This window comes from Oryzihumus sp. (assembly GCF_054325275.1).
In genome coordinates this window covers 22,461-45,132 of record NZ_JBTCWL010000019.1, presented here as the reverse complement: position 1 = coordinate 45,132, position 22,672 = coordinate 22,461, and the positions used below count along the sequence as shown (strand labels likewise).

Genomic DNA, 22,672 nt, shown 5'->3' with positions numbered 1-22,672 from the left:
GCCTCAGGCCTTGACGCCCACGAAGCGGTCGTAGCCCTCGTCCTCGAGGCGGTCGGCCAGCTCGGGGCCACCCTCCTCGACGATCTTGCCGTCGACGAAGACATGCACGAAGTCGGGCTTGATGTAGCGCAGGATCCGCGTGTAGTGCGTGATCAGCAGGACGCCCACGTCGCCGGTGGAGCGGACGCGGTTGACGCCCTCGGAGACGATCTTCAGCGCGTCGACGTCGAGGCCGGAGTCGGTCTCGTCGAGGATCGCGAACCTGGGCTTGAGCAGCTCCATCTGCAGGATCTCGTGGCGCTTCTTCTCACCGCCGGAGAAGCCCTCGTTGACGTTGCGCTCGGCGAACGCCGGGTCCATGCGCAGGTCGGACATCGCGTTCTTGACGTCCTTGACCCAGTGGCGCAGCGCCGGGGCCTGGCCGTCGATGGCCGTCTTGGCGGTGCGCAGGAAGTTGGACACCGTGACGCCGGGGACCTCGACGGGGTACTGCATGGCGAGGAACAGGCCGGCGCGGGCGCGCTCGTCGACGCTCATGGCGAGGACGTCCTCACCGTCGAGGGTCACCGTGCCGCCGGTGATGGTGTATTTCGGGTGGCCGGCGATGGAGTAGGCCAGCGTCGACTTGCCCGAGCCGTTGGGACCCATGATCGCGTGCGTCTCGCCCGACTTCACGGTCAGCGTGACGCCGCGGAGGATCTCCTTGACGCCGTTCTCGGTGTCGACCGTGACCTGCAGGTCCTTGATCTCCAGGGTTGCCATGGGTTCTCAGTTCTCCTTCGTCACGGAGACGAACACGTCGCCGCCGTCGATCTTCACGGGGTAGACAGCAATGGGGGTGATGGCCGGCAGCCCGGTCGGCTTGCCGGTGCGCAGGTCGAACCGCGAGCCGTGCAGCCAGCACTCGATGCTGCAGTCCTCGACCTCGCCCTCGGACAGGGACACGTTGGCGTGGCTGCAGGTGTCGTCGATGGCGTGGATGTCACCCGCGCTGTCGCGGACGATGGCCACCAGGGTGCCGTCGACGTCGGCCGCGACGGCGCCCACCTCGGGCAGGTCGTCGACGGAGCAGACGCGCACGAACTCGCCGGTCGTCTCGGTCATCTCGGTCGTCTCGCTCACGCGGTGACCGCCTCGGCCTGCTCGCCCATCGACCCGGACAGCTCGGCGTCGATCGCGGCCATCAGGTGCTCCTGCACCTCGGGCACGCCGATGCGGTGCACGATGTCGGCGAAGAAGCCGCGCACGACCAGGCGCCGGGCCTGGTCCTCGGGAATGCCGCGGGCCTGCAGGTAGAACAGCTGCTCGTCGTCGAAGCGCCCGGTCGCCGAGGCGTGGCCGGCGCCGACGATCTCGCCGGTCTCGATCTCCAGGTTGGGCACCGAGTCGGCGCGGGCGCCGTCGGTGAGGACCAGGTTGCGGTTGAGCTCGTAGGTGTCGGTGCCCTCGGCCGCGGCGCGGATGAGGACGTCACCGATCCAGACGGTGTGGGCACCCTCGCCCTGCAGGGCGCCCTTGTACTGCACGTTGCTCTTGCAGTGCGGCGCCTCGTGGTCGACGAAGAGGCGGTGCTCCTGGTGCTGGTGGGCGTCGGCGAAGTAGACGCCAAGGCACTCGACCGAGCCGCCCGGCCCGGCGTAGCGCACGTTGGTGGACACCCGCACCACCTCGCCGCCCAGGGTGACGGCGATGTGCTTGAGGCTGGCGTCGCGGCCGACGAGGGCGTCGTTCTGGGCCACGTGGACGGCGTCGTCGTCCCACTCCTGCACCGTGACGAAGGTCAGCTCGGCGCCGTCGCCGACGCGGATCTCGACGTTGCCGAGGTGCTGGGCCGAGCCGGTGTGGCTGAGCACGACGGTGCCGCGGCTGTGCCGGCCCGCGTCGATGACGGTGTGGCCGTTGCCGCGCTTGCGGGCGTCGCCCTTGAGCCGGACGACGACCGGCTCGGCCAGCTCGGCCTCCTTCGGGATGCCCACGTAGAGCGCCGAGGCGGTGCCGGCCCAGCCGGAGGCCGCGGCACGGTCTGCGGGCACGAAGGCGGTGCCGACCCGCTCGTCGGTCAGCGGCAGGTCGAGCAGCTCGACGCCCTCGGGCGCCTGGGTCTCGACGAGCAGGGCGCCCTCGTCGCTGGGCTCGACCTGCATGAGGTCGGCCAGGCGGTCGACGGGGGTGAAGCGCCACTCCTCCTCGCGGCCGTTCGGCACCGCGAAGTCGGCCACCTCGAAGGAGGTCCGGCGCTCGGCGCGCGACTGGTCCGGGACGAAGGCCTCGGCCGCGTCGGTGTGGGGCTGGGGGGTCACGACCGTCATCAGCCGACGGCTCCTTCCATCTGCAGCTCGATCAGGCGGTTGAGCTCGAGGGCGTACTCCATGGGCAGCTCACGCGCGATGGGCTCGATGAACCCGCGCACGATCATCGCCATGGCCTCCTCCTCGGTCAGGCCGCGCGACATCAGGTAGAACAGCTGGTCGTCGCCGATCTTGGACACGGTCGCCTCGTGGCCCATCTGCACGTCGTCCTCGCGGACGTCGACGTACGGGTAGGTGTCGGAGCGGCTGATCGTGTCCACGAGCAGCGCGTCGCAGCGGACGGTGGACTTGCTGTGGTGCGCGCCGTCCATGACCTGGACCAGGCCGCGGTACGACGTGCGGCCGCCCCCTCGCGCCACGGACTTGGACACGATCGAGGAGCTGGTGTGCGGCGCGGCGTGGACCATCTTGGCGCCGGCGTCCTGGTGCTGGCCCTCGCCGGCGAAGGCGATGGACAGGGTCTCGCCCTTGGCGTGCTCGCCGAGCAGGAAGACGGCGGGGTACTTCATCGTCACCTTGGAGCCGATGTTGCCGTCGATCCACTCCATCGTGGCGCCCTCGGCGCAGGTCGCGCGCTTGGTGACGAGGTTGTAGACGTTGTTCGACCAGTTCTGGATGGTCGTGTAGCGCACGCGGGCGTTCTTCTTCACGACGATCTCGACGACGGCCGAGTGCAGCGAGTCCGACTTGTAGATCGGCGCGGTGCAGCCCTCGACGTAGTGCACGTAGGAGCCCTCGTCGGCGATGATCAGCGTCCGCTCGAACTGGCCCATGTTCTCGGTGTTGATCCGGAAGTAGGCCTGCAGCGGGATGTCCACGTGGACGCCCGGCGGGACGTAGATGAACGAGCCACCGGACCACACGGCGGTGTTGAGCGCGGCGAACTTGTTGTCACCGGCGGGGATCACCGAGGCGAAGTACTCGCGGAACAGGTCCTCGTGCTCGCGCAGGCCGGTGTCGGTGTCGACGAAGATGACGCCCTTCTCCTCCAGGTCCTCGCGGATCTGGTGGTAGACGACCTCGGACTCGTACTGCGCGGCGACGCCGGCGATGAGGCGCTGCTTCTCCGCCTCCGGGATGCCGAGCTTGTCGTAGGTGTTCTTGATGTCCTCGGGCAGCTCGTCCCAGGAGGTCGCCTGCTTCTCGGTCGACTTCACGAAGTACTTGATGTTCTGGAAGTCGATGCCGGTCAGGTCCGAGCCCCAGCTCGGCATGGGCTTCTTGTCGAACAGCCGCAGCGACTTCTCGCGCAGCTTGAGCATCCACTCGGGCTCGTTCTTGCGCCCGGAGATGTCGCGCACGACCTCCTCGTTGAGGCCGCGGCGCGCGCTCGCACCGGCGGTGTCGGAGTCGGCCCAGCCGTACTCGTAACGGCCGAGGTCCTTCAGACCGGGGTTGAGCTCTTCAATGTGGGTGCTCATCGAGAGGCCCTTTCATCAGAGGTGGGCGGGGTCGGCCCCGAGGGACCGGAGGTCGTGCTGGTCAGGGGGATGAACGTCGTGCACACGTGCTCGCCGTGGGCCAGGGTGGCCAGCCGCTGCACGTGCACCCCGAGCAGGCGCGAGAACGCGTCGGTCTCGGCGTCGCAGAAGGCGGGGAACTCGGCGGCGACGTGCTGGACGGGGCAGTGCCCCTGGCACAGCTGCACGCCGGCGAGGGGGCTGCCCAGGCCGACCGGCCGGGTCGAGGCAGCGTAGCCGTCGGCCGTCAGCGCCTCGGCGAGGGCCTCCGCCCGGGCGGTGCGGTCCTCGCCCGCAGCGGCGAGCTGGGCGGCATACCGCTGCTCGAGGTGGTCGATCCGCTCGCGCGCGAACGCGGTGACCGCGTCCTCCCCCACCCGGTCGGCGAGGAAGCGCAGGGCGGACGTGGCCACGTCGTCGTAGTCGTCCTGCAGGGTGTGGTGACCCGCCTCGGAGAGCACGTAGGAACGGGCGGGGCGTCCGCGGCCGCGGCCCTTGCCGGCGGCGGCCGGCTCGCGCTCGGCGACCATCCCCTGCTCGGCGAGGGCGTCGAGGTGGCGCCGCACCGCGGCGGGCGTCAGGCCGAGCTGCTCGGCTAACGCCGCGGCGGTCACCGGCCCGTGCTCGGAGACGGCCCGGCGGACGCGGTCGCGCGTGCGCGCCTCGAGGCGGTGGGACGGGGTGGTCCCACCTGCCTGGTCCGCTCGGGCGATAAACACAACACCATTGTGACGTAATTCGGGGCGGGACTACTAGTCAGGCTCACCTAACCGGGGGCCGGACAGGGGGTGAGCCGGGTCACCCGGGCGCGCGACCTACACTCGCCCACGTGACCGAAGCCGTGACCGTCCGCGACCTGGTCCGGCAGTTCGGACCCCGCCGCGCCGTCGACGGCATGTCGTGGCGCGCCGCGAGCGGGCAGGTCACCGCCGTGCTCGGCCCCAACGGGGCCGGCAAGACCACGACCATCGAGTGCGCCGAGGGCCTGCAGCGTCCCGACGGCGGCGAGGTCCGCGTCCTGGGCACCGACCCGTGGTCCTCCCCCGCCCACCACCGCTCCCGCGTCGGGGTGATGCTCCAGGACGGCGGCCTGCCGGGCGGCACGAAGCCGGTGCGGCTGCTGCGGCACCTGGCCTCCCTCTACGCCGACCCGGCCGACGTCGACGGCCTCGTCCAGCGGCTGGGCATCGACGGCTTCAGCGGCACCACGGTGCGCCGGCTCTCCGGCGGGCAGAAGCAGCGGGTCTCCCTCGCCGCCGCCCTGGTCGGCCGTCCCGAGGTGGTCTTCCTCGACGAGCCGACCGCCGGGCTGGACCCGCACGCCCGCCTCGACGTGTGGGACCTCGTGCGCGAGACCCGCGACACCGGCTGCGCCGTGGTGGTCACCACCCACTCCTTCGAGGAGGCCGAGCGCCTCGCCGACCACGTGGTCATCGTCGACCACGGCCGCGCCGTGGCCGAGGGCTCGCTCGCCCAGGTCACCGGGGAGCGCACCCTCGAGCACGTCTACTTCGAGCTGACCCGGGAGGGGTCCCGATGAGCGCGCCGGCGACCCCGCGGACCCGCGTCCTCGCCCAGGCCCGGTTCGAGTCGGGCACCCTGCTGCGTAACGGCGAGCAGCTCCTCGTCGCGCTCGTCCTGCCCGCCCTGGCCCTCGTCGGCCTCGCCCTGGCCCACTCCCCCTCGCTCGGCCCCGGCCGGCGGATCGACGTCGCGGTGCCGGGGGTGCTGGCCCTGGCGGTCATCTCCACGGCGTTCACGGGGCAGGCGATCCAGACCGGTTTCGACCGTCGCTACGGGGTGCTGCGCCTGCTCGGGGTGACCCCGCTCGGCCGCGGCGGCCTGCTGGCGGCCAAGTCGGTCGCGGTGCTCGCCGTCGAGCTGCTGCAGTTCGTCGTGATCGGCGGCCTGGGCCTGGCGCTGGGCTGGCACCCGAGCTGGGTCGGCCTGCTGCCGGCCCTCGTCGTCGCCCTGCTGGGCACCTGGGCGTTCGTGGCCCTGGCCCTGCTGCTGGCGGGCACGGTCCGCGCCGAGGGCGTCCTGGCCATCGCCAACCTCGTCTGGGTGGTCCTGCTGGCGCTCGGCGGGGTGATCATCCCGCGCAGCGAGCAGCCGGCCGGCCTGTCCCACCTGGCAGCGGTCCTGCCCTCAAGCGCCCTGGCCGACGGGCTGCGGGACGCCTTCCTGCACGGCCGGCTGGCCGGCATACCGGTGCTGGTGCTGGTCCTCTGGGGCGCAGCGGCGACCGTGGTCGCCGCCCGCACCTTCCGCTGGGGCGACTGAGACCGCCCGCCGGGCGACCTGGCCCGGAGCGACCCGGGCCCGCCAGCGCCCCCGGGACGGCGAGGACCCCGGGACGGCGAGGACCCCCGCCTCCGCAGGTCTCTCCGCCTGCGGCTGCCGGGGTCACCCGGAACCGGTGGGCCCGGGTCCGGCCCGGACGCGCCCCCTGTCGAACACGTCCGGACCGTCCAGGCCCCTGGTTGGTCGCCGGGCCCCCGTGGCCGCGGGGCGCCCGGCGCGTCTCAGGTCAGCCGCACTCGGTTGTCGTGAAGGTGCCGGTGCCGCTGATGCAGTTCTTCACCATGGAGGCGAAGCCTGCGGTGTCCCACGCGTTGAAGAAGTCGGCGTGCAGCGACTGGCCGTCGCTGGTGCCGTGCTCGGCGTCGGAGGACAGCTCCAGGTCCGCGCCCTTGCCCGTGTAGGGGTAGGAGATGGTCTCGCGCAGCGCGACCATCTTGATCGGGAATCCGGACGGACAGCTCTTCCCCACGCGGTAGGCGTAGTTCTTGTTGTCGGTGGTGTCGCCCACCTGGCTCGCCGGGTGGTTGGGCTTGACGCCGTTCCAGCAGGACGGGAAGTCGATGTGAGCCGTCAGCGTCGAGCCGGGCTTGCCGGTGGCGCCGGTGCAGTCCGGGATGGCCTGCGACGGCGGGACGGACATGTACTGCCCGCAGGACCAGTCGTGCTTCTCGGCGACGAGGCGGGTGTCGGCCGGGAACGGCTGGCCCTCACCGGTTTCCTTGAAGTCCCAGCTGCGGTAGTACGCGGTGAAGGCCTGCGGGGTGAGCGCCTTCTTCGTGGCGGTGTACTGCAGGACCGGGACCCAGTAACCGGCCGTGTCCTTGGGGTTCTCGCAGTTCGTGCCCTTGCCCTGCAGATCCGACAGGTTCGCGGCGTTGGGGTTCGACAGGGACAGCCAGGCGTTGTTGCCGAAGAACTGGTGGTTGTGGCCGACCTGCCCCTGCTCGTCGTGGTGCACGATCGGGTCGAACCGCCCGGTGCCGGTGGTCTGCTTGCACTTGATCTTGGCCATGGCCTGGGCCGACTGGGACCGCGACTGCGAGACCAGCGAGGTGGCGATCAGCGCCAGCGTGGCCGCCATGACCATCGCGATCACCTGCAGCCGACGGCTGGGCAGGGCCACCGCGGCATGACGGGGCGTGTGTCTCATGGATGGGACTCCTCACAGGGGACAGGAGAGGCGGCCGGTGAGCCGCAGTCCCCGAGAGTGCCTAAACCGTGACCTTTGGTCCAGAGACGCGTTGGTTGTCCGGCATTGCGGCGTTTCGGGACCTAGGTCCCGGTGGACCTCCCGCACCTTCCGGGACACCACCGACCCGGGCACGGGCACGGCAGACCCGGACCGTCCCCACCTCCCCAGGGGCCACACCCGGTGACAGGCGCCACGCCGGCGACCCGGAACGGACGGGGTCGGGCAGGCCTGACCATCCGCGGGCGCGAACCCACCGGCAGCGTCGAACCGCTTGCACGGGCGTCGGGCCCGCGCATCAACCATCCCGCATCGTGGGACGTCGCCGTCCCACGATGCGGTCCGCACGGCGACCAGGCGGTGACGGGGGACTCAGCCGCACTGCGCCTTGGTGCGCGTGCCGGTCCCGTTGACGCAGTTGGCCACCATCGAGACCAGCCCCGTCTGCACCCACGTGTTCCAGAAGTCGGCGTGCATCGACATGCCGTCGGTCATCCCCATCATCGGGTCGCTGGAGAGCTGCACGTCGGTGCCGTAGCCGTGGTAGGCGTACGCGATCGTCTCGCGCAGCTGGACCATCTTGTACGGGAAGCCCGCCGGGCAGACGCCCTTGACCGGGTAGGCGTAGTTGCGGTTGTCCCGGGTGTCCCCCACCTGGGTACTCGGGTGGTACGGCCGCACCCCGTTCCAGCAGGACGGGAAGTCGATGTGGGCCGTCAGGGTGTGCCCCGGCCGGCCGTCAGCCCGGTGGCAGTCGGGGATGTTGGGCACCGGGGCCTGCCGCTCGAACTGCCCGCAGGTCCAGTTGTGGACCGTCGCCACGAGGCGCGTGTCGGCGGGGAACGCCATCCCCGGTCCGTTGTTGCTGCCGTCGAAGGCCCGGTAGTAGGCCCAGAACCCCACCGCCGGGATGACCGAGCCGGTCGCCGTGTAGCGCAGGGCCGGGGACCAGTACCCCGCCGTGTCGGCGGTGTTGAGGCAGTTCGTGCCCCGGCCGGCGAGGTTGGCGTAGTTCGCGCGGTTGGCGTAGCTGCCGAGCGCCAACCAGGCGTTGTTGCCGAAGAACTGGTGCAGGTGCGTCGTGGCCGACGAGATGGCCTGGTCGTGGTGCACGATCGGGTCGATGTATCCCGTGCCTGTCGTCTGCTTGCACTGGATCTTGGCCATCGCCGACGCCGGCCCGGTGGGCACCATCACGAGTGCGGACGCGCACGCCAGGAGGGTGGCCAGCCAGCCGGCAGCGAGCGCCCGGTGGCGGCGCCGCGGGGCGGTGGTTGCTGCTGTGGGCATCAGGGGCCCCTTCTGCGGCCGGGACAGGTGCTGTCCACACGGTGCCGCACGGCGCCTCACCCCGAATCCCCCCGCACGACGAGGCTCCCTCACCCCACGGGCGCAGGCAGGGGCCGTCCGACCTGCGCCATGGGCAGGAGGCGCCGCTGTGAGAAGGTTCGTGGCGTTCCTCACCTGGACAGGAGTCGCTGATGAACGACGTGTGGGTGGCCGACGCGGTCCGCACCCCCATCGGACGGTATGCCGGTGCCCTCGCCGGGGTGCGCCCCGACGACCTGGCGGCGACCGTCGTGCGCGAGCTGGTGGCCCGGCATACCGGGAGGGGGTTCGACCCCGCAGGGGTCGACGACGTGCTCCTCGGCGACGCCAACGGCGCCGGTGAGGACAACCGTGACGTGGCCCGCATGGCGGCGCTGCTGGCCGGGCTGCCGACCTCCGTGCCGGGCGCCACCGTCAACCGGCTGTGCGGGTCGGGCATGGAGGCGGTCATCCAGGCCTCGCGGGCGATCGCCGCCGGTGACGCCGACCTCGTCCTCGCCGGCGGGGTCGAGTCGATGAGCCGGGCGCCCTGGGTGCTGCAGAAGCCCGAGCGCGGCTACCCCCGCGGGCACGAGCAGCTGCACTCCACGACCCTGGGCTGGCGCATGGTCAACCCGGCCATGCCGGCGCAGTGGACCGTGGCGCTCGGCGAGGGCGCCGAGATCCTCGCCGACCAGTTCGGGATCAGCCGTGAGGAGCAGGACGCGTTCGCCGTCGCCTCGCACCGCAACGCCGCGCGCGCGTGGGACGAGGGCCTGTACGACGCCGAGGTGGTCCCGGTGGAGGGCACCGACCTCACCCGCGACGAGGGCATCCGCGCCGACGCCTCGATGGAGGGCCTGGCCCGGCTCAAGCCGGTGTTCCGCCCCGACGGCACGGTGACCGCCGGCAATGCCTCGCCGCTCAACGACGGGGCGGCCGCGCTGTTCCTCGCCGACGACGCCGGCCTGGAGCGCCTCGGCTCCCCCGAGCCGCTGGCCCGGGTCGTCTCCCGCGCCGCCTCCGGGGTCGACCCGCACGTGTTCGGCATCGGCCCGGTCGAGGCGGCGCAGCGGGCGCTGGAGCGGGCCGGGATCGACTGGGGCGACCTGGCCGCGGTGGAGCTCAACGAGGCGTTCGCGGCGCAGTCGCTGGCCTGCCTGCGTTCCTGGCCCGAGCTCGACCCGACCATCGTCAACGTCAACGGCGGCGCGATCGCGATCGGCCACCCGCTCGGCTGCAGCGGGGCGCGGGTCATCGGGTCGCTCGCCCACGCGCTGCACCGCCGGGGCGGTGGCTGGGGCCTCGCGGCGATCTGCATCGGCGTCGGCCAGGGCCTGGCGGTCGTGCTCCGCGCCTGACCGGGCACTGGCGGGTGCCGCCGCCGCTCAGAGCTGGAGGGCGAACACGTCCTGCGGACCGCGGCGCCCGACCAGGTAGTCCCGGCCGGTGTCGGTGAAGCCGCCACGCAGGTAGCAGCGGGCCGCCGCCGGGTTGGCGTGGTTGACGGTGAGCAGCACCCGGTCCACGTCGGGGAAGGTCGCGCGGACGAAGTCCGCCACCGCCGCCACGGCGCCGGTGGCCAGGCCGCGCCCCTGGAACGGCGGGGCGACGTAGAACGCGCGCAGCAGCAGCGTCCCCTCGACCCGGTCGGTGATCTCCGGCAGGAAGCCGCCCCGGTCGAGCTGGAACATGCCCACGGGCAGGTCGCCGTCGAGGATGGCGACCGACATGCGGCCGGGGTCGGCGTCGGCCAGCGGCAGCGTGTCGCGTGCCGGGAGCGCGAAGTCCTGCTCGGGCGGCAGGGTGTGGGCCATGAGCTGGGCGCGCAGCCCGCTGTCCTCGGGCCGCACCAGGCGCAGGGTCACCGACATGGCCCGGACCCTACCCATCTACCCTTCTGACGTGACGATCCCCTCTGCGACCGCCCCCGCGCCGGCGCCCGTCGACGCCTCGCCGAACCCCTGGCTGCGCCGCATCCTGCTCGCCAACGTGATGCTCGAGGTGGGCATCGTCGTCACCGGCGGCCTCGTCCGCCTCACCGGCTCCGGCCTGGGCTGCCCCACCTGGCCCGAGTGCGTGCCCGGCTCGTTCACCCCGGTGGCCCACCAGGCCCAAGGCATCCACAAGGTCATCGAGTTCGGCAACCGCACGCTCACCTCGGTCGTGGGCATCGCCGCGGTCGCCGTCATCCTCGCGGTCTGGAAGCTGGCGCCGGGCCGTCGGGCGCTACTGCGCCTGTCCACGCTGCCCCTGCTCGGCGTCGTCGCCCAGGCGGTGCTCGGCGGCATCACCGTCCTGACCGGCCTCAACCCGGCGACCGTGGCCGCGCACTTCCTGCTGTCGATGGTCATCGTCGCCATCAGCACGCTGCTGCTGGTCCGCGCCGGCGAGGGCGATGCGGCGCCGACTCCGGTGGCGCGCCGCGAGGTCGGCCTGCTGGCCCGTGTCACCGTGGCCCTCGGGGCGGTCGTGCTCGCCCTCGGCACGGTAGTCACCGGGTCCGGGCCGCACTCGGGCGACGCCGAGCACCCGACCCGTTTCGGCTTCGACCCGCGCTCGGTCTCGTGGCTGCACGCCGACGCGGTGATGCTGTTCACCGGCCTGGTCGTGGCGACGGTCGTGGCGGTGCGCCTCGTGGACGCCCCCGGGCGGACGCGGCGGGCGTGGACCTGGGTGCTGGTCGTGACCCTCGCCCAGGGTGTGGTCGGCTACGCCCAGTACTTCACCGGCCTGCCCGAGGCGGTGGTCGCCCTGCACATGCTCGGCGCGAGCCTGCTCGTGGTCACCCTGACCCGGGGCCTGCTCTCCCTGCGCACCCGCTAGCTGGCCCAGGGATCCCAGCCGGGCAATCACCCCCCCACGCACACTGCTTGGAGGTGGAGACGGTGGCAGCGAACGTGTCGCGATCACTCCACCTGTGCCACCACCATCGGTCCCACCACGGGTGTGACGCCTGCCCCCTGACCGCGGCTCATGAGGTCGATCACCGTGTCGCGGCAAACTGCGCGTCGACCGGCGCGGCCCCACGCCATACTCTCCTCGCACACGTCACGCAGGGGGAACCATGAGCACCGACAGCACTCCAACCGTCACGCCGTCCGGGTGGTACCCCGACCCGGGAGCGCCGGAGGCGCGGCTGCGCTACTGGGACGGCATCGCATGGACACCGCACACGCACGACCCGGCCGCCCCGATGCCGATGACCCCGCCCCGGGTGAGCCGCTTGCCGCTCGCACCGGGGTTCGCGAGCCTCGCCCGCGCGGTGCGGATCCTGCTCGGCCTGTCCGCAGCGGTGTTCGCCGGGTCGGCGCTCGTCCACGCCTGTGGCGTGGTGCTGATCGGGGGCTGGGCCCACGACCCGACCAGCGCCGACCTTGCCACGGGCAGGCTCTTCGACGCCGCGACCGTGATCGCCGGCGCCGTCACGATGCTGGCTCTCCTCGGCACGGCCGTCACGTTCCTCGTGTGGTTCCACCAGGCGTACACCTGTGACCGCGTCGACGGCCTGCGCCTGCGCGAGCAACCGAAGTGGGCGGTGTGGGGCTGGCTCGTGCCGTTCATATCCCTGGTCAAGCCGCCTCGCATGACGGCCGACCTCTGGCACGCCTCCGAGCCGGTTGCCCCGGGAGAGCCGGTGGCGATGACCTCGCCGACGCCCCGGTCCGTCTCCGCGTGGTGGGCGCTGTGGCTCGGCGGTCTGTTCCTCGACCGGGTGTCCACCCAGCTCGCCCGCAGCGAGGACTTCGGCAGGCTCGCTGCCGCGATGGGGGTCTCCTGCGCCGGGGACGTGCTCCTGCTCGGTGCCGCCCTGCTCCTCGCGCGAGTCGTGCGCCGGATCAGCGACAACCTCCTGCTTCCCCGGCAGGCCTGACACCCCTCACCGGCTCCGAGGTCGACGAGAACCCACACGTCGCGAACAGGAAGTGTGCCCAGCTTCGACCCCGGCGAGTGTGGAGACCGGTCAGAGGCCGGAGGGGCGGTGCGAGCCGGGCGGGCCGATCGGCCACTCCTCGAAGTGCACGGCCCGGCCATGCCCGTCGAAGCGCACGATCCAGATGTCCCGCCACTCGCGGTAGGGCGCGCCGTAGACCACGTGCACCCGCGCCACCCCGGTGTCACCGGAGAACGCGACGACCTGGGAGGTCATCGTGAAGACCTCCTCCGGCCCGTCGCGCTCGGCCTCCCACAGCTCGCTGATCGCCTCGAGCCCGACGACCGGGTCGGCATACGGGCTCATGAGGTATGCCGCGTCGTCGGCGAACAGGGTGGCCAGCAGGTCGGTGCCGGGGGCGCGCCAGGCACGCTCGTAGCCGGCGACCCAGGAGGCGAAGCCGGCGACGTCCATCAGAGGGCCAGGTGCAGCAGCGGGTCGACCGCCACGGCGAGGAAGAGGATCGTCAGGTAGCTGATCGAGAAGTGGAACAGCCGCATCGGCTTGAGCACCGACGCTGCAGCGCCCTCCTTCGCGCGGGCGAGCAGGCGGTGCGCCTCGCCGATGAACAGGGCACCGGAGACCACCGCCCCGACGAGGTAGACCCAGCCCATGTCGGCGACGGGGACCAGGGCCAGCGAGGCCGCGACCATCGCCCAGCTGTAGGCCACGACCTGCCGGGCGACCGCGACGTCCTGGGCCACGACCGGCAGCATCGGCACGCCGGCGGCGGCGTAGTCGTCCTTGAACCGCATCGACAACGGCCAGTAGTGCGGCGGCGTCCAGAAGAAGATGACGAGGAACAGGATCACCGCGGGCCAGGCGACCGTGTCGGTCACGGCGGACCAGCCGATGAGCACCGGCATGCAGCCGGCGGCGCCACCCCAGACGATGTTCTGGGCGGTGCGGCGCTTGAGCACCATCGTGTAGACGCCGACGTAGAACGCCATCGCGCCGAAGGACAGGGCGGCCGAGAGCCAGTTGACCAGCAGGCCGAGCCACAGCGTCGAGACCACGGACAGCGCGATGCCGAAGCGCAGCGCCGCGGCCGGGGTGATCGCCCCGGTGGCCAGGGGGCGGCCCTCGGTGCGGTGCATGAGCTTGTCGATGTCGCGGTCGATGTAGCAGTTGAGCGTGTTCGCCGAGCCGGCCGACAGCGCGCCGCCGACGAGGGTGGCGATGACGAGCCACAGCGAGGGCAGGCCACGCTGGGCGAGGAACATCGTCGGGACCGTGGTGACCAGCAGCAGCTCGATGATGCGCGGCTTGGTCAGCGCGACGTAGTTGCGGATCGTGACAGCCAGCCCCGGCGACGGGGCCGCGGCAGCGTCGGCGCGCGGCTCGAGAGCGGTCACGGTGTCCTTCGGGGGCTTCGGCGTCGGTGGCGCCTCGCGGTCGGCCGGCTGGTGCCGGTCGGTCTCGGCGGGGGCGTCCTTCGGGCCCGGTCAGTCTAGCCCGCACGGTTCGTGGTCCGGACGGCGGACTCCGTGCGACGCCCGTCACCAGCGGGGATAGGCTCGGCACCGTCGTGCCCAAGCTGGCGCCGTTGCCGGGAACGGTGGCCCGATCGGCCCCCTGACCCGCTGCGCGACGCCGTGTAAAGGAGTCGTGAAATCCGTGACCGAGCACAACCCTGCGACCACCGGAACCGCACCCCGCACGCGTGACACCTCGCTGCCCGCGCCGGTCGTGACGCAGACCGGGTGGACCGACCTCGACGTCCGGGCGGTGGACACCATCCGGCTGCTCGCCGCGGACGCCGTGCAGAAGGTCGGCAACGGCCACCCCGGCACCGCGATGAGCCTGGCCCCGGCGGCCTACCTGATCTACCAGAACCTCATGCGGCACGACCCGACCGACCCGCAGTGGCTGGGTCGCGACCGGTTCGTGCTGTCCTGCGGGCACTCCAGCCTCACGCAGTACATCCAGCTCTACCTGTCCGGCTACGGCCTGGAGCTGGACGACCTGAAGTCGCTGCGCACCTGGGGCTCGCTGACCCCCGGCCACCCCGAGGTCCACCACACCGACGGCGTCGAGATCACCACCGGGCCGCTCGGCTCCGGCCTGGCCTCCGCGGTCGGCATGGCCTTCGCGCAGCGTCGCCAGCGCGGCCTGCTCGACCCCGACGCCGCACCCGGGGAGAGCCCGTTCGACCACCACATCTACGTGATGGCCTCCGACGGCGACATCATGGAGGGCGTCTCCCACGAGGCGAGCGCCCTCGCCGGCCACCAGGAGCTCGGCAACCTGACCCTCATCTACGACCAGAACCACATCTCCATCGAGGACGACACCAACATCTCGTTCTCCGAGGACGTGGCGGCGCGCTACGCGGCATACGGCTGGCACGTCGAGCAGGTCGACTGGCGCAAGGGCGGTGACGGCGCGACCTACGTCGAGGACGTCGACGCGCTGCTCGCCGCCATCGAGCGCGGCAAGGCCATCGCCGACAAGCCGACCATCGTGGTGCTCAAGACGATCATCGCCTGGCCTGCGCCGACCAAGCAGAACACCGGCAAGAGCCACGGCTCGGCCCTCGGCGACGAGGAGATCCAGGCCACCAAGCGGCTGCTGGGCTTCGACCCCGAGGTCACCTTCGCCGTCGAGGAGGACGTGCTGGCCCGCGCCCGCGAGGTGCAGCAGCGCGGCAAGCAGGCCCACGCCGAGTGGGACGAGCGGTATGCCGCGTGGCGGGCTGCCCAGCCCGAGCGCGCCGCGCTGCTCGACCGGCTCGTCGAGCGCGAGCTGCCCGAGGGCCTGGCGGACGCGCTGCCGGTCTTCGAGGCCGACGCCAAGGGCATCGCCACCCGCGCCGCCAGCGGCAAGGTCCTCGGCGCCCTCGCCGACGTCATGCCCGAGCTGTGGGGCGGCTCGGCCGACCTGGCCGAGTCCAACAACACGACGATGGCCGGGGTGGACAGCTTCATCCCCACCGGCAAGCAGACGCACGAATGGAAGGGCGGTCCCTACGGCCGCACCCTGCACTTCGGCATCCGCGAGTTCGGCATGGGCGCGATCCTCAACGGCATCGCGCTGGAGGGGCTGACCCGCCCCTACGGTGGCACCTTCCTGGTGTTCTCCGACTACATGCGTCCCGCGGTGCGCCTCGCCGCGCTCCAGCAGATCCCCGTGACGTTCGTGTGGACGCACGACTCGATCGGCCTCGGCGAGGACGGCCCGACCCATCAGCCGGTCGAGCACCTCGCCGCGCTGCGGGCGATCCCCGGCCTGGACGTCGTGCGCCCCGCCGACGCCAACGAGACGGCGGTCGCCTGGCGCACGATCCTCGAGCACAGCGACCGGCCCGCCGGCCTGGCCCTGACCCGTCAGCCCCTGCCGGTCCTCGACCGGGGAACATTCGGCTCGGCCGAGGGTGTTGCCAAGGGTGCGTACGTGCTCGCGGACGGCTCGAAGGACGCTCCGGAGGTGATCCTCATCGCGACCGGCTCGGAGGTGCCGCTGGCCGTCGAGGCCCGCGAGACCCTCGAGGCCGAGGGAGTCTCCACCCGCGTGGTGTCGATGCCCTCCCGCGAGTGGTTCGAGGCGCAGCCCCAGGCCTACCGTGACGAGGTGCTCCCGCCCGCGGTCCGCGCCCGGGTCAGCGTCGAGGCCGGTGTCGCCCTCGGCTGGCGTGACTACGTCGGCGACGCCGGACGCATCGTCAGCCTCGACCACTTCGGTGCGTCGGCTGACTACCAGACGCTCTACCGCGAGTTCGGCATCACGGCCGAGGCCGTCGTCGCCGCTGCCCGCGACTCCATCCAGGCTGCAGGAGGCAACCGATGACTGACGCACTCAAGGCCCTGTCCGACCAGGGTGTCTCGATCTGGCTCGACGACCTCAACCGACCGCTGATCACCAGCGGTGGGCTGCAGGAGCTCATCGACACCAAGCACGTGGTGGGCGTGACGACCAACCCCACGATCTTCGCCGCGGCGCTGTCCCAGGGCGACGCCTACAACGAGCAGGTCAAGTCCCTCGCGGACGACGGCCGCAACGTCGACGAGGCGGTGTTCGCCCTCACCACCGAGGACGTCCGCCACGCCTGCGACATCATGCGACCGGTCTACGACGCCACCGGCGGCCAGGACGGCCGGGTCTCCATCGAGGTCGACCCGCGCCTGGCCCACGAGACGGCCAGGACGGTCGAGCAGGCCAAGGAGCTGTGGGCCGCGGTCGACCGCCCCAACCTGCTCATCAAGATCCCGGCGACGGTGGAGGGCCTGCCGGCGATCTCCCAGGTCATCGCCGAGGGCATCAGCGTCAACGTCACGCTGATCTTCTCCCTCGACCGCTACCGCGGCGTGATGAACGCCTTCCTCACCGGCCTGGAGCAGGCCCGCGAGGGCGGCAGGGACCTGTCGACGATCCACTCGGTCGCCTCGTTCTTCGTCTCCCGCGTCGACACCGAGATCGACAAGCGCCTCGACGCCCTCGACGGCTCCACCGAGGCCCAGGCGCTCAAGGGCAAGGCCGGCATCGCCAACGCGCGCCTGGCCTACCACGCCTACGACGAGGTCTTCTCGACCCCGCGCTGGCAGGTGCTCGAGGCCGAGGGCGCCCACAAGAAGCGCCCGCTGTGGGCCTCCACCGGCGTGAAGGACCCGGCCTACCCCGACACGATGTACGTCACCGAGCTGGTCGCCCCGAACACGGTCAACACCATGCCGGGCAAGACCCTCGAGGCCGTCGCCGACCACGGCGAGATCGCCGGCGACCAGGTCACCGGCAACTACGAGAACGCCAAGGCCGTGCTCGACGCGCTCGAGCGCCTGGGCATCTCCTACGCCGACGTCGTCGCCGTCCTCGAGCGCGAGGGCGTCGAGAAGTTCGAGAAGTCCTGGGACGAGCTGCTCACCGACGTCCAGGACGAGCTGGCCAAGGCCACCGCCACCTCCGCGGGGGCCGCCAAGTGACCTCCTCCGCCCTGGGGGTGCTGGCCTCCGGGCCGGCGGGCGAGGCGGTCTCGCGCCACGTCGCGGCACTGGTCGGTGACCGGTTCGCCAGCCGCCTCTTCGCCCAGGACCCCACGCTGTGGGGTCCTGCGGCGGAGGCCGAGGCCTCGGTCCGCCTCTCGTGGACGGGCCTGGGCCGCAGCTCGCGGCCGCTGGTCGGCGAGGTCGCCGCGCTGCGGGACCACCTGCGCGAGCAGGGCGTCGACCACGTCGTGCTGTGCGGCATGGGCGGCTCCTCGCTCGCACCGGAGGTCATCTGCGCCACCGCCGGCGTCGAGCTGACCGTGCTCGACTCCTCCGACCCCGACTACGTCCGGGCCGCCCTGGCCGACCGGCTCGACCGCGCCGTCGTCGTGGTCTCGAGCAAGTCCGGCTCCACGGTCGAGACCGACTCCCAGCGTCGCGCCTTCGAGGGCGCGTTCGAGGCCGCCGGCATCGACCCCGCCCAGCGCATCGTCGTGGTGACCGACCCCGGCAGCCCGCTCGACAAGGACGCGCGGGAGCGCGGCTACCGCGTCGTCAACGCCGACCCCAACGTCGGCGGCCGCTACTCGGCGCTGACCGCGTTCGGCCTGGTGCCCAGCGGCCTGGCCGGCGCCGACATCGAGGAGCTGCTCGACGACGCCGAGTCGGTCGCCGACCTGCTCGCCGACGACGACGCGGCCAACCCCGGCCTGGTCCTCGGCGCCGCGATCGCCGGCACCGACCCGCTGCGCGACAAGCTCGCGATCGTCGACGACGGCTCGGGCATCACCGGGTTCGCCGACTGGGCCGAGCAGCTGATCGCCGAGAGCACCGGCAAGGACGGCACCGGCCTCCTGCCGGTGGTCGTCGACGGCGACGACGACCCGGAGGTGGCCTGGCCGGCCGCCGACGTCACGGTCGCCCGGCTGGTGGCCGACGTCGCCGACGAGCAGGCCCCCTCCCCCGACGACGCCACCGGCGCCCCGCGCTCGGAGGTCCGCGTCAGCGGCGCCCTCGGCGCCCAGCTGCTGCTGTGGGAGGTCGCCACGGCGGCTGCGGGCGCGGTCCTGGGGATCAACCCGTTCGACCAGCCCGACGTCGAGAGCGCCAAGAAGGCCGCCCGCGCCATGCTCGAGGGCAGCGACAAGGCCGCCGACGAGCCTGCGTTCACCGACGGCGCCATCGAGGTGCGCTCCCTCGGCGGCGACTGGCTCGGCTCGGCCACCACGGTCGGCACCGCGCTCGACGCGCTGTTCGACCAGCTGGACCGCCAGCACGGCTACGTCGCCGTCATGGCCTACCTCGACCGGCTGGCTGACGCCCCCCTCGCCGGGGCGCGCCGGGCCGTCGCCCGGCGCACCGAGCGGCCGACCACGTTCGGCTGGGGCCCGCGCTTCCTGCACTCCACCGGGCAGTACCACAAGGGCGGCCCCGCGACCGGCGTCTACCTCCAGGTCACGTCCGCCCCGCACGAGGACCTCCCGGTGCCCGGACGTGACTTCACGTTCGGCACCCTCATCGCCGCCCAGGCGGGCGGCGACGCACAGGTGCTGGCCGACCACGGCCGCCCGGTCCTGCGCCTGCACCTGACCGACCACGACGCCGGCCTGGCCCAGCTGACCCAGGCACTCGGCATACCGTCCTCCTCCCCGGAAGGCCAAGGATGAGCCCAGCTCGCGTCGCGCAGGGACACAACCCGCTGCGCGACCCCCGTGACAAGCGCCTGCCCCGGATCGCCGGCCCGTGCGGTCTGGTCCTGTTCGGCGTCACCGGCGACCTCGCCCGCAAGAAGCTGATGCCGGCGGTCTATGACCTGGCCAACCGCGGCCTGCTGCCGCCCGGCTTCAGCCTCGTCGGCTTCGCCCGGCGTGACTGGGCCGACCAGGACTTCGGCAAGATCGTCTACGACGCGGTGCGCCAGCACTCGCGCACGCCGTTCCGCGAGGAGGTGTGGCGCAACCTGGCCGAGGGGTTCCGCTTCGTGCCCGGCACGTTCGATGACCCGACCTCCTTCGACCTGCTCGCCTCGACGGTCAAGGAGCTCGACGCCGAGCGCGGCACCGGTGGCAACCACGCGTTCTACCTGTCCATCCCGCCGGGCGCGTTCTCGACGGTGTGCGAGCAGCTCGACCGCAGCGGCCTGTCCAAGCCCGACCCCGGCACCTGGCGCCGCGTGGTCATCGAGAAGCCCTTCGGGCACGACCTCAAGAGCGCCCGCGAGCTCAACGACATCGTCGAGCGTGTGTTCCCGCCGGACTCGGTCTTCCGGATCGACCACTACCTGGGCAAGGAGACGGTCCAGAACCTCCTGGCGCTGCGCTTCGCCAACCAGATGTTCGAGCCGATCTGGAACGCCAACTACGTCGACCACGTGCAGATCACGATGGCCGAGGACATCGGCATCGCCGGCCGCGCGGGCTACTACGACGGCATCGGCGCCGCCCGCGACGTCATCCAGAACCACCTGCTGCAGCTGCTGGCGCTGACCGCGATGGAGGAGCCGGTCTCCTTCTCCGCCAGCGACCTGCGCTCCGAGAAGGAGAAGGTCCTCTCGGCGGTCCGGCTGCCGCACGACCTGGAGACCACCACCGCCCGCGGGCAGTACGCCGCCGGGTGGCAGGGTGGCGAGCAGGTCGTCGGCTACCTCGACGAGGACGGCATCAACAAGGCCTCCACGACCGAGACGTATGCCGCGGTGAAGCTCGAGATCGACACCCGCCGCTGGGCCGGGGTGCCGTTCTACCTGCGCACCGGCAAGCGCCTGGGCAAGCGGGTCACCGAGATCGCCGTGGTGTTCAAGCGGGCCCCGCACCTGCCCTTCAACGACACGGCGACCGAGGAGCTCGGCCAGAACGCCATCGTCATCCGGGTGCAGCCCGACGAGGGCGTCACGATGCGGTTCGGCTCCAAGGTGCCCGGCACCGCCATGGAGGTCCGCGACGTGACGATGGACTTCGGCTACGGCAACGCCTTCACCGAGTCCAGCCCCGAGGCCTACGAGCGGCTCATCCTCGACGTGCTTCTCGGCGACCCGCCGCTGTTCCCGCGCCACGAGGAGGTCGAGCTGTCCTGGAACATCCTCGACCCGATCGAGGCGTTCTGGGCCCGGCATGGTCGTCCCGAGCCCTACTCCTCGGGTGGGTGGGGCCCCAGGAGCGCCGACGAGATGATGCACCGCGACGGACGCCACTGGAGGATGCCGTGATCGTCGACCTGCCCAGCACCAGCACGCAGGCCGTCAGCAAGAAGCTCGTCCGGCTGCGCAACGACGTCGGCGCGATGGCCCTCGGCCGGGTCCTGACGCTGATCATTGTGGTCGACGAGGCCGATGCCGACGAGGCCATCGAGGCCGCCAACGACGCCTCGCGCCAGCACCCGTGCCGGATCATCGCGCTCGTCAGCGGCAACAAGCGCGGCACCAGCCGGCTCGACGCCCAGATCCGGGTCGGCGGCGACGCCGGCGCCTCCGAGGTCGTCGTGCTGCGCCTGTTCGGCCCGCTGGTCGACCATGGCGACAGCGTGGTGACCCCCCTGCTGCTGCCGGACTCCCCCGTCGTGGCGTGGTGGCCCAAGGCGGCCCCGCACCCGGTGTCGACCGACCCGATCGGGCGGATGGCCCAGCGCCGCATCACCGACGCCGCGGAGGCGCGCAACCCGCACAAGGAGATGGACTACCGGGCGCAGACCTACAAGCCCGGTGACACCGACCTGGCGTGGACCCGCGTGACCCTGTGGCGTGGCCTGCTCGCCGCGGCCCTCGACCAGCCGCCGTTCGAGCCTGTCGTCGGCGCCACCGTCACCGGCGGCTCGGACTCCCCGTCGACCGACCTGCTGGCGGGCTGGCTCGCGCAGATGCTCAAGTGCCCGGTCAAGCGGGCCCGCACCCGGGCCGGCTCGGGCATGATCAGCGTCCGGCTCGAGCGCCGCAGCGGCGACGTCGACCTCGTCCGCCCCGACGGCAACGTCGCCACGCTGACCCAGGCCGGGCAGCCGGTGCGCCGGATCGGCCTGGCCCGACGCGGGCTGGCCGAGTGCCTGGCCGACGAGCTGCGCCGCCTCGACCCCGATGAGATCTACGCCCAGGCCCTGACCAAGGGGCTGGCCAAGGTCTCGCAGGGCCGCTCGACCACGGCCAGCAAGGCGATCGCCAACGGCGACGCCCCGTCGGTGGAGCAGGCGGCTCGGGAGGCCAACCGGCTGGCCCGGGAGGCGCGCAAGCACGCCAGCGCCCAGATGGTCGAGGCGGAGGTGCCCGAGACGGCCTCGACCGAAGCGGTCCAGGAGGCTGCGTCGCGCAAGCTGGCGGACAAGACCGGGAGCGAGGCGTGAGCCGCGGTCCCAGCGTCGTCGTCCACCGCGACAAGCAGCTGCTGGCCGATGCCGCAGCCGCCCGGCTGGTCACGGCGATCGTCGACGCCCAGGCCTCCCGCGGCGAGGCCGACATCGTCCTCACTGGTGGGTCGATGGGCTCGGCGATCCTCGCCTCCCTCGGCGCCAGCCCCGCCCGGGACGCCGTGGACTGGCGCCGGCTCAACCTCTGGTGGGGCGACGAGCGCTTCCTGCCCGCGGGTGACCCCGACCGCAACGAGACCCAGGCCCGCGAGGCGCTGCTCGACACGGTCCCGCTCGACCCGGCCCGGGTTCACGCCATGCCTGGCCCGGACGGCGCGGACGGTGCCGACCCCGACGCCGCGGCGACCCGGTATGCCGGTCAGCTCGCTGCCGCGGCCGGCTCGGGTCGCGACGTGCCCGCCTTCGACGTGGTGATGCTCGGCGTGGGGCCGGACGCCCACGTGGCCTCGCTCTTCCCCGAGCACGCGGCCCTGCACGAGCGGGAGCGCTCGGTGATCGGCGTCCGCGGGGCGCCCAAGCCGCCCCCCACGCGGATCTCGCTGACGTTCCCGGCCCTGTGCGCCGCCCGGGACGTGTGGTTCCTCGTCTCCGGTGCCGACAAGGCCGGCGCGGTCGGGCTGGCGCTGTCCGGTGCGGGTGAGATGCAGGCCCCTGCGGCAGGCGTCCACGGCACGCGGTCCACGACGTGGCTGCTGGACCGTGAGGCCGCCACGCACGTGCCCCGGCAGCTCATCCGCCCGGCCAGCCCCTGAGCGGCACGACAGGTCGCTGACCGGTCCACGCCCGCGGGACGTGCGCGACACGGCGCATACCTGCATCGACGACGCCCCCGGACCCTGCTGGGTCCGGGGGCGTCGTCATGGTCAGCGGGCTGCCCCGTGCATCGGGCCGCGGGC

Annotated in this window: 21 protein-coding genes; 11 read left to right on the top strand and 10 right to left on the bottom strand. The window is 72.3% G+C overall.

The window, feature by feature from the left end; all coding sequences use genetic code 11:
* Positions 1-3: 3 nt before the first annotated feature.
* Genes sufC through ACXVGS_RS06980 form a run of 5 tightly spaced genes read right to left on the bottom strand, consistent with a single transcriptional unit; the run spans position 4 to position 4,482 of the window.
* The gene (sufC, locus tag ACXVGS_RS07000) at positions 4-762 is read right to left on the bottom strand and encodes a Fe-S cluster assembly ATPase SufC (RefSeq protein WP_141788496.1); all 759 of its coding nucleotides are present in this window, start codon (positions 760-762) and stop codon (positions 4-6) included.
* Positions 763-768: 6 nt separating this feature from the next.
* The gene (locus ACXVGS_RS06995) at positions 769-1,104 is read right to left on the bottom strand and encodes a non-heme iron oxygenase ferredoxin subunit (protein WP_458534417.1); all 336 of its coding nucleotides are present in this window, start codon (positions 1,102-1,104) and stop codon (positions 769-771) included.
* A gap of 14 nt (positions 1,105-1,118) precedes the next feature.
* The gene (sufD, locus tag ACXVGS_RS06990) at positions 1,119-2,309 is read right to left on the bottom strand and encodes a Fe-S cluster assembly protein SufD (protein ID WP_458536773.1); all 1,191 of its coding nucleotides are present in this window, start codon (positions 2,307-2,309) and stop codon (positions 1,119-1,121) included.
* Positions 2,309-3,730, bottom strand: coding sequence for a Fe-S cluster assembly protein SufB (sufB, locus tag ACXVGS_RS06985; RefSeq protein WP_458536079.1), 1,422 nt, complete (start codon positions 3,728-3,730; stop codon positions 2,309-2,311). Before sufB ends, sufD begins: the two co-directional genes overlap by 1 nt.
* Complete coding sequence (locus tag ACXVGS_RS06980) at positions 3,727-4,482, bottom strand: helix-turn-helix transcriptional regulator (protein WP_458530332.1); 756 nt, start codon at positions 4,480-4,482, stop codon at positions 3,727-3,729. The genes sufB and ACXVGS_RS06980 overlap by 4 nt, the downstream gene beginning before the upstream one ends.
* A gap of 116 nt (positions 4,483-4,598) precedes the next feature.
* Here ACXVGS_RS06980 and ACXVGS_RS06975 point away from each other — a divergent pair, with 116 nt between their 5' ends.
* Positions 4,599-5,309: an ABC transporter ATP-binding protein gene (locus ACXVGS_RS06975; protein ID WP_458530314.1), complete on the top strand. Its 711-nt coding sequence runs from the start codon at positions 4,599-4,601 to the stop codon at positions 5,307-5,309.
* Positions 5,306-6,052 (top strand): ABC transporter permease, encoded by a 747-nt coding sequence (locus ACXVGS_RS06970; RefSeq protein WP_458530315.1) that lies wholly within the window; start codon positions 5,306-5,308, stop codon positions 6,050-6,052. Before ACXVGS_RS06975 ends, ACXVGS_RS06970 begins: the two co-directional genes overlap by 4 nt.
* 247 nt (positions 6,053-6,299) lie before the next feature.
* Here the strand turns inward: ACXVGS_RS06970 and ACXVGS_RS06965 are convergent, their stop codons facing one another.
* A complete protein-coding gene (locus ACXVGS_RS06965) occupies positions 6,300-7,223 on the bottom strand; it encodes a DUF1996 domain-containing protein (protein WP_458530316.1) in 924 nt (307 codons plus the stop codon).
* A 411-nt stretch (positions 7,224-7,634) separates the two neighbouring features.
* Positions 7,635-8,552: a DUF1996 domain-containing protein gene (locus ACXVGS_RS06960; RefSeq protein WP_458530317.1), complete on the bottom strand. Its 918-nt coding sequence runs from the start codon at positions 8,550-8,552 to the stop codon at positions 7,635-7,637.
* Positions 8,553-8,743: 191 nt separating this feature from the next.
* On the opposite strand from ACXVGS_RS06960, the gene ACXVGS_RS06955 reads away from it, so the two are divergent.
* Complete coding sequence (locus ACXVGS_RS06955) at positions 8,744-9,931, top strand: thiolase family protein (RefSeq protein ID WP_458530318.1); 1,188 nt, start codon at positions 8,744-8,746, stop codon at positions 9,929-9,931.
* Positions 9,932-9,958: 27 nt separating this feature from the next.
* Here the strand turns inward: ACXVGS_RS06955 and ACXVGS_RS06950 are convergent, their stop codons facing one another.
* Positions 9,959-10,444 carry a GNAT family N-acetyltransferase gene (locus ACXVGS_RS06950; RefSeq protein WP_458530319.1) on the bottom strand — a complete coding sequence of 162 codons (486 nt, stop codon included), beginning with the start codon at positions 10,442-10,444 and terminating at the stop codon, positions 9,959-9,961.
* 31 nt (positions 10,445-10,475) lie between these two features.
* Here ACXVGS_RS06950 and ACXVGS_RS06945 point away from each other — a divergent pair, with 31 nt between their 5' ends.
* Both ACXVGS_RS06945 and ACXVGS_RS06940 read left to right on the top strand, forming a co-directional pair.
* Positions 10,476-11,396: a COX15/CtaA family protein gene (locus ACXVGS_RS06945; protein ID WP_458536772.1), complete on the top strand. Its 921-nt coding sequence runs from the start codon at positions 10,476-10,478 to the stop codon at positions 11,394-11,396.
* Between the two features lie 241 nt (positions 11,397-11,637).
* Entirely contained in the window at positions 11,638-12,444 is an 807-nt protein-coding gene (locus tag ACXVGS_RS06940; protein WP_458530321.1) for a DUF4328 domain-containing protein, read from the top strand.
* Between the two features lie 90 nt (positions 12,445-12,534).
* Here ACXVGS_RS06940 and ACXVGS_RS06935 read toward each other — a convergent pair whose 3' ends face one another.
* On the bottom strand, positions 12,535-12,918 hold the full coding sequence (locus ACXVGS_RS06935) for a nuclear transport factor 2 family protein (protein WP_458532361.1): 384 nt from the start codon (positions 12,916-12,918) through the stop codon (positions 12,535-12,537).
* On the bottom strand, positions 12,918-13,859 hold the full coding sequence (locus tag ACXVGS_RS06930) for a heme o synthase (RefSeq protein WP_458530323.1): 942 nt from the start codon (positions 13,857-13,859) through the stop codon (positions 12,918-12,920). The genes ACXVGS_RS06935 and ACXVGS_RS06930 overlap by 1 nt, the downstream gene beginning before the upstream one ends.
* Before the next feature lie 262 nt (positions 13,860-14,121).
* Here ACXVGS_RS06930 and tkt point away from each other — a divergent pair, with 262 nt between their 5' ends.
* From tkt to pgl, 6 genes are read left to right on the top strand one after another with little or no spacing between them, the layout of a single operon-like run.
* Positions 14,122-16,290: a transketolase gene (gene tkt / locus ACXVGS_RS06925; protein WP_458530324.1), complete on the top strand. Its 2,169-nt coding sequence runs from the start codon at positions 14,122-14,124 to the stop codon at positions 16,288-16,290.
* On the top strand, positions 16,287-17,420 hold the full coding sequence (gene tal, locus ACXVGS_RS06920; RefSeq protein ID WP_458536771.1) for a transaldolase: 1,134 nt from the start codon (positions 16,287-16,289) through the stop codon (positions 17,418-17,420). The genes tkt and tal overlap by 4 nt, the downstream gene beginning before the upstream one ends.
* Positions 17,417-19,090 (top strand): glucose-6-phosphate isomerase, encoded by a 1,674-nt coding sequence (locus ACXVGS_RS06915; RefSeq protein WP_458530326.1) that lies wholly within the window; start codon positions 17,417-17,419, stop codon positions 19,088-19,090. The genes tal and ACXVGS_RS06915 overlap by 4 nt, the downstream gene beginning before the upstream one ends.
* Positions 19,087-20,628 (top strand): glucose-6-phosphate dehydrogenase, encoded by a 1,542-nt coding sequence (zwf, locus tag ACXVGS_RS06910; protein ID WP_458530327.1) that lies wholly within the window; start codon positions 19,087-19,089, stop codon positions 20,626-20,628. Before ACXVGS_RS06915 ends, zwf begins: the two co-directional genes overlap by 4 nt.
* Complete coding sequence (gene opcA / locus ACXVGS_RS06905; RefSeq protein WP_458530328.1) at positions 20,625-21,752, top strand: glucose-6-phosphate dehydrogenase assembly protein OpcA; 1,128 nt, start codon at positions 20,625-20,627, stop codon at positions 21,750-21,752. Before zwf ends, opcA begins: the two co-directional genes overlap by 4 nt.
* A complete protein-coding gene (pgl, locus tag ACXVGS_RS06900) occupies positions 21,749-22,528 on the top strand; it encodes a 6-phosphogluconolactonase (RefSeq protein WP_458530329.1) in 780 nt (259 codons plus the stop codon). Before opcA ends, pgl begins: the two co-directional genes overlap by 4 nt.
* Positions 22,529-22,672 lie beyond the last annotated feature (144 nt).

Bases quoted from the DNA above. Each gene is read 5' to 3' on its own strand.
- sufC (WP_141788496.1), bottom strand. From the start codon at position 762: ATGGCAACCCTGGAGATCAAGGACCTGCAGGTCACGGTCGACACCGAG.
- ACXVGS_RS06995 (WP_458534417.1), bottom strand. From the start codon at position 1,104: ATGACCGAGACGACCGGCGAGTTCGTGCGCGTCTGCTCCGTCGACGAC.
- sufD (WP_458536773.1), bottom strand. From the start codon at position 2,309: ATGACGGTCGTGACCCCCCAGCCCCACACCGACGCGGCCGAGGCCTTC.
- sufB (WP_458536079.1), bottom strand. From the start codon at position 3,730: ATGAGCACCCACATTGAAGAGCTCAACCCCGGTCTGAAGGACCTCGGC.
- ACXVGS_RS06970 (WP_458530315.1), top strand. From the start codon at position 5,306: ATGAGCGCGCCGGCGACCCCGCGGACCCGCGTCCTCGCCCAGGCCCGG.
- ACXVGS_RS06965 (WP_458530316.1), bottom strand. From the start codon at position 7,223: ATGAGACACACGCCCCGTCATGCCGCGGTGGCCCTGCCCAGCCGTCGG.
- ACXVGS_RS06960 (WP_458530317.1), bottom strand. From the start codon at position 8,552: ATGCCCACAGCAGCAACCACCGCCCCGCGGCGCCGCCACCGGGCGCTC.
- ACXVGS_RS06955 (WP_458530318.1), top strand. From the start codon at position 8,744: ATGAACGACGTGTGGGTGGCCGACGCGGTCCGCACCCCCATCGGACGG.
- ACXVGS_RS06950 (WP_458530319.1), bottom strand. From the start codon at position 10,444: ATGTCGGTGACCCTGCGCCTGGTGCGGCCCGAGGACAGCGGGCTGCGC.
- ACXVGS_RS06940 (WP_458530321.1), top strand. From the start codon at position 11,638: ATGAGCACCGACAGCACTCCAACCGTCACGCCGTCCGGGTGGTACCCC.
- ACXVGS_RS06935 (WP_458532361.1), bottom strand. From the start codon at position 12,918: ATGGACGTCGCCGGCTTCGCCTCCTGGGTCGCCGGCTACGAGCGTGCC.
- tal (WP_458536771.1), top strand. From the start codon at position 16,287: ATGACTGACGCACTCAAGGCCCTGTCCGACCAGGGTGTCTCGATCTGG.
- zwf (WP_458530327.1), top strand. From the start codon at position 19,087: ATGAGCCCAGCTCGCGTCGCGCAGGGACACAACCCGCTGCGCGACCCC.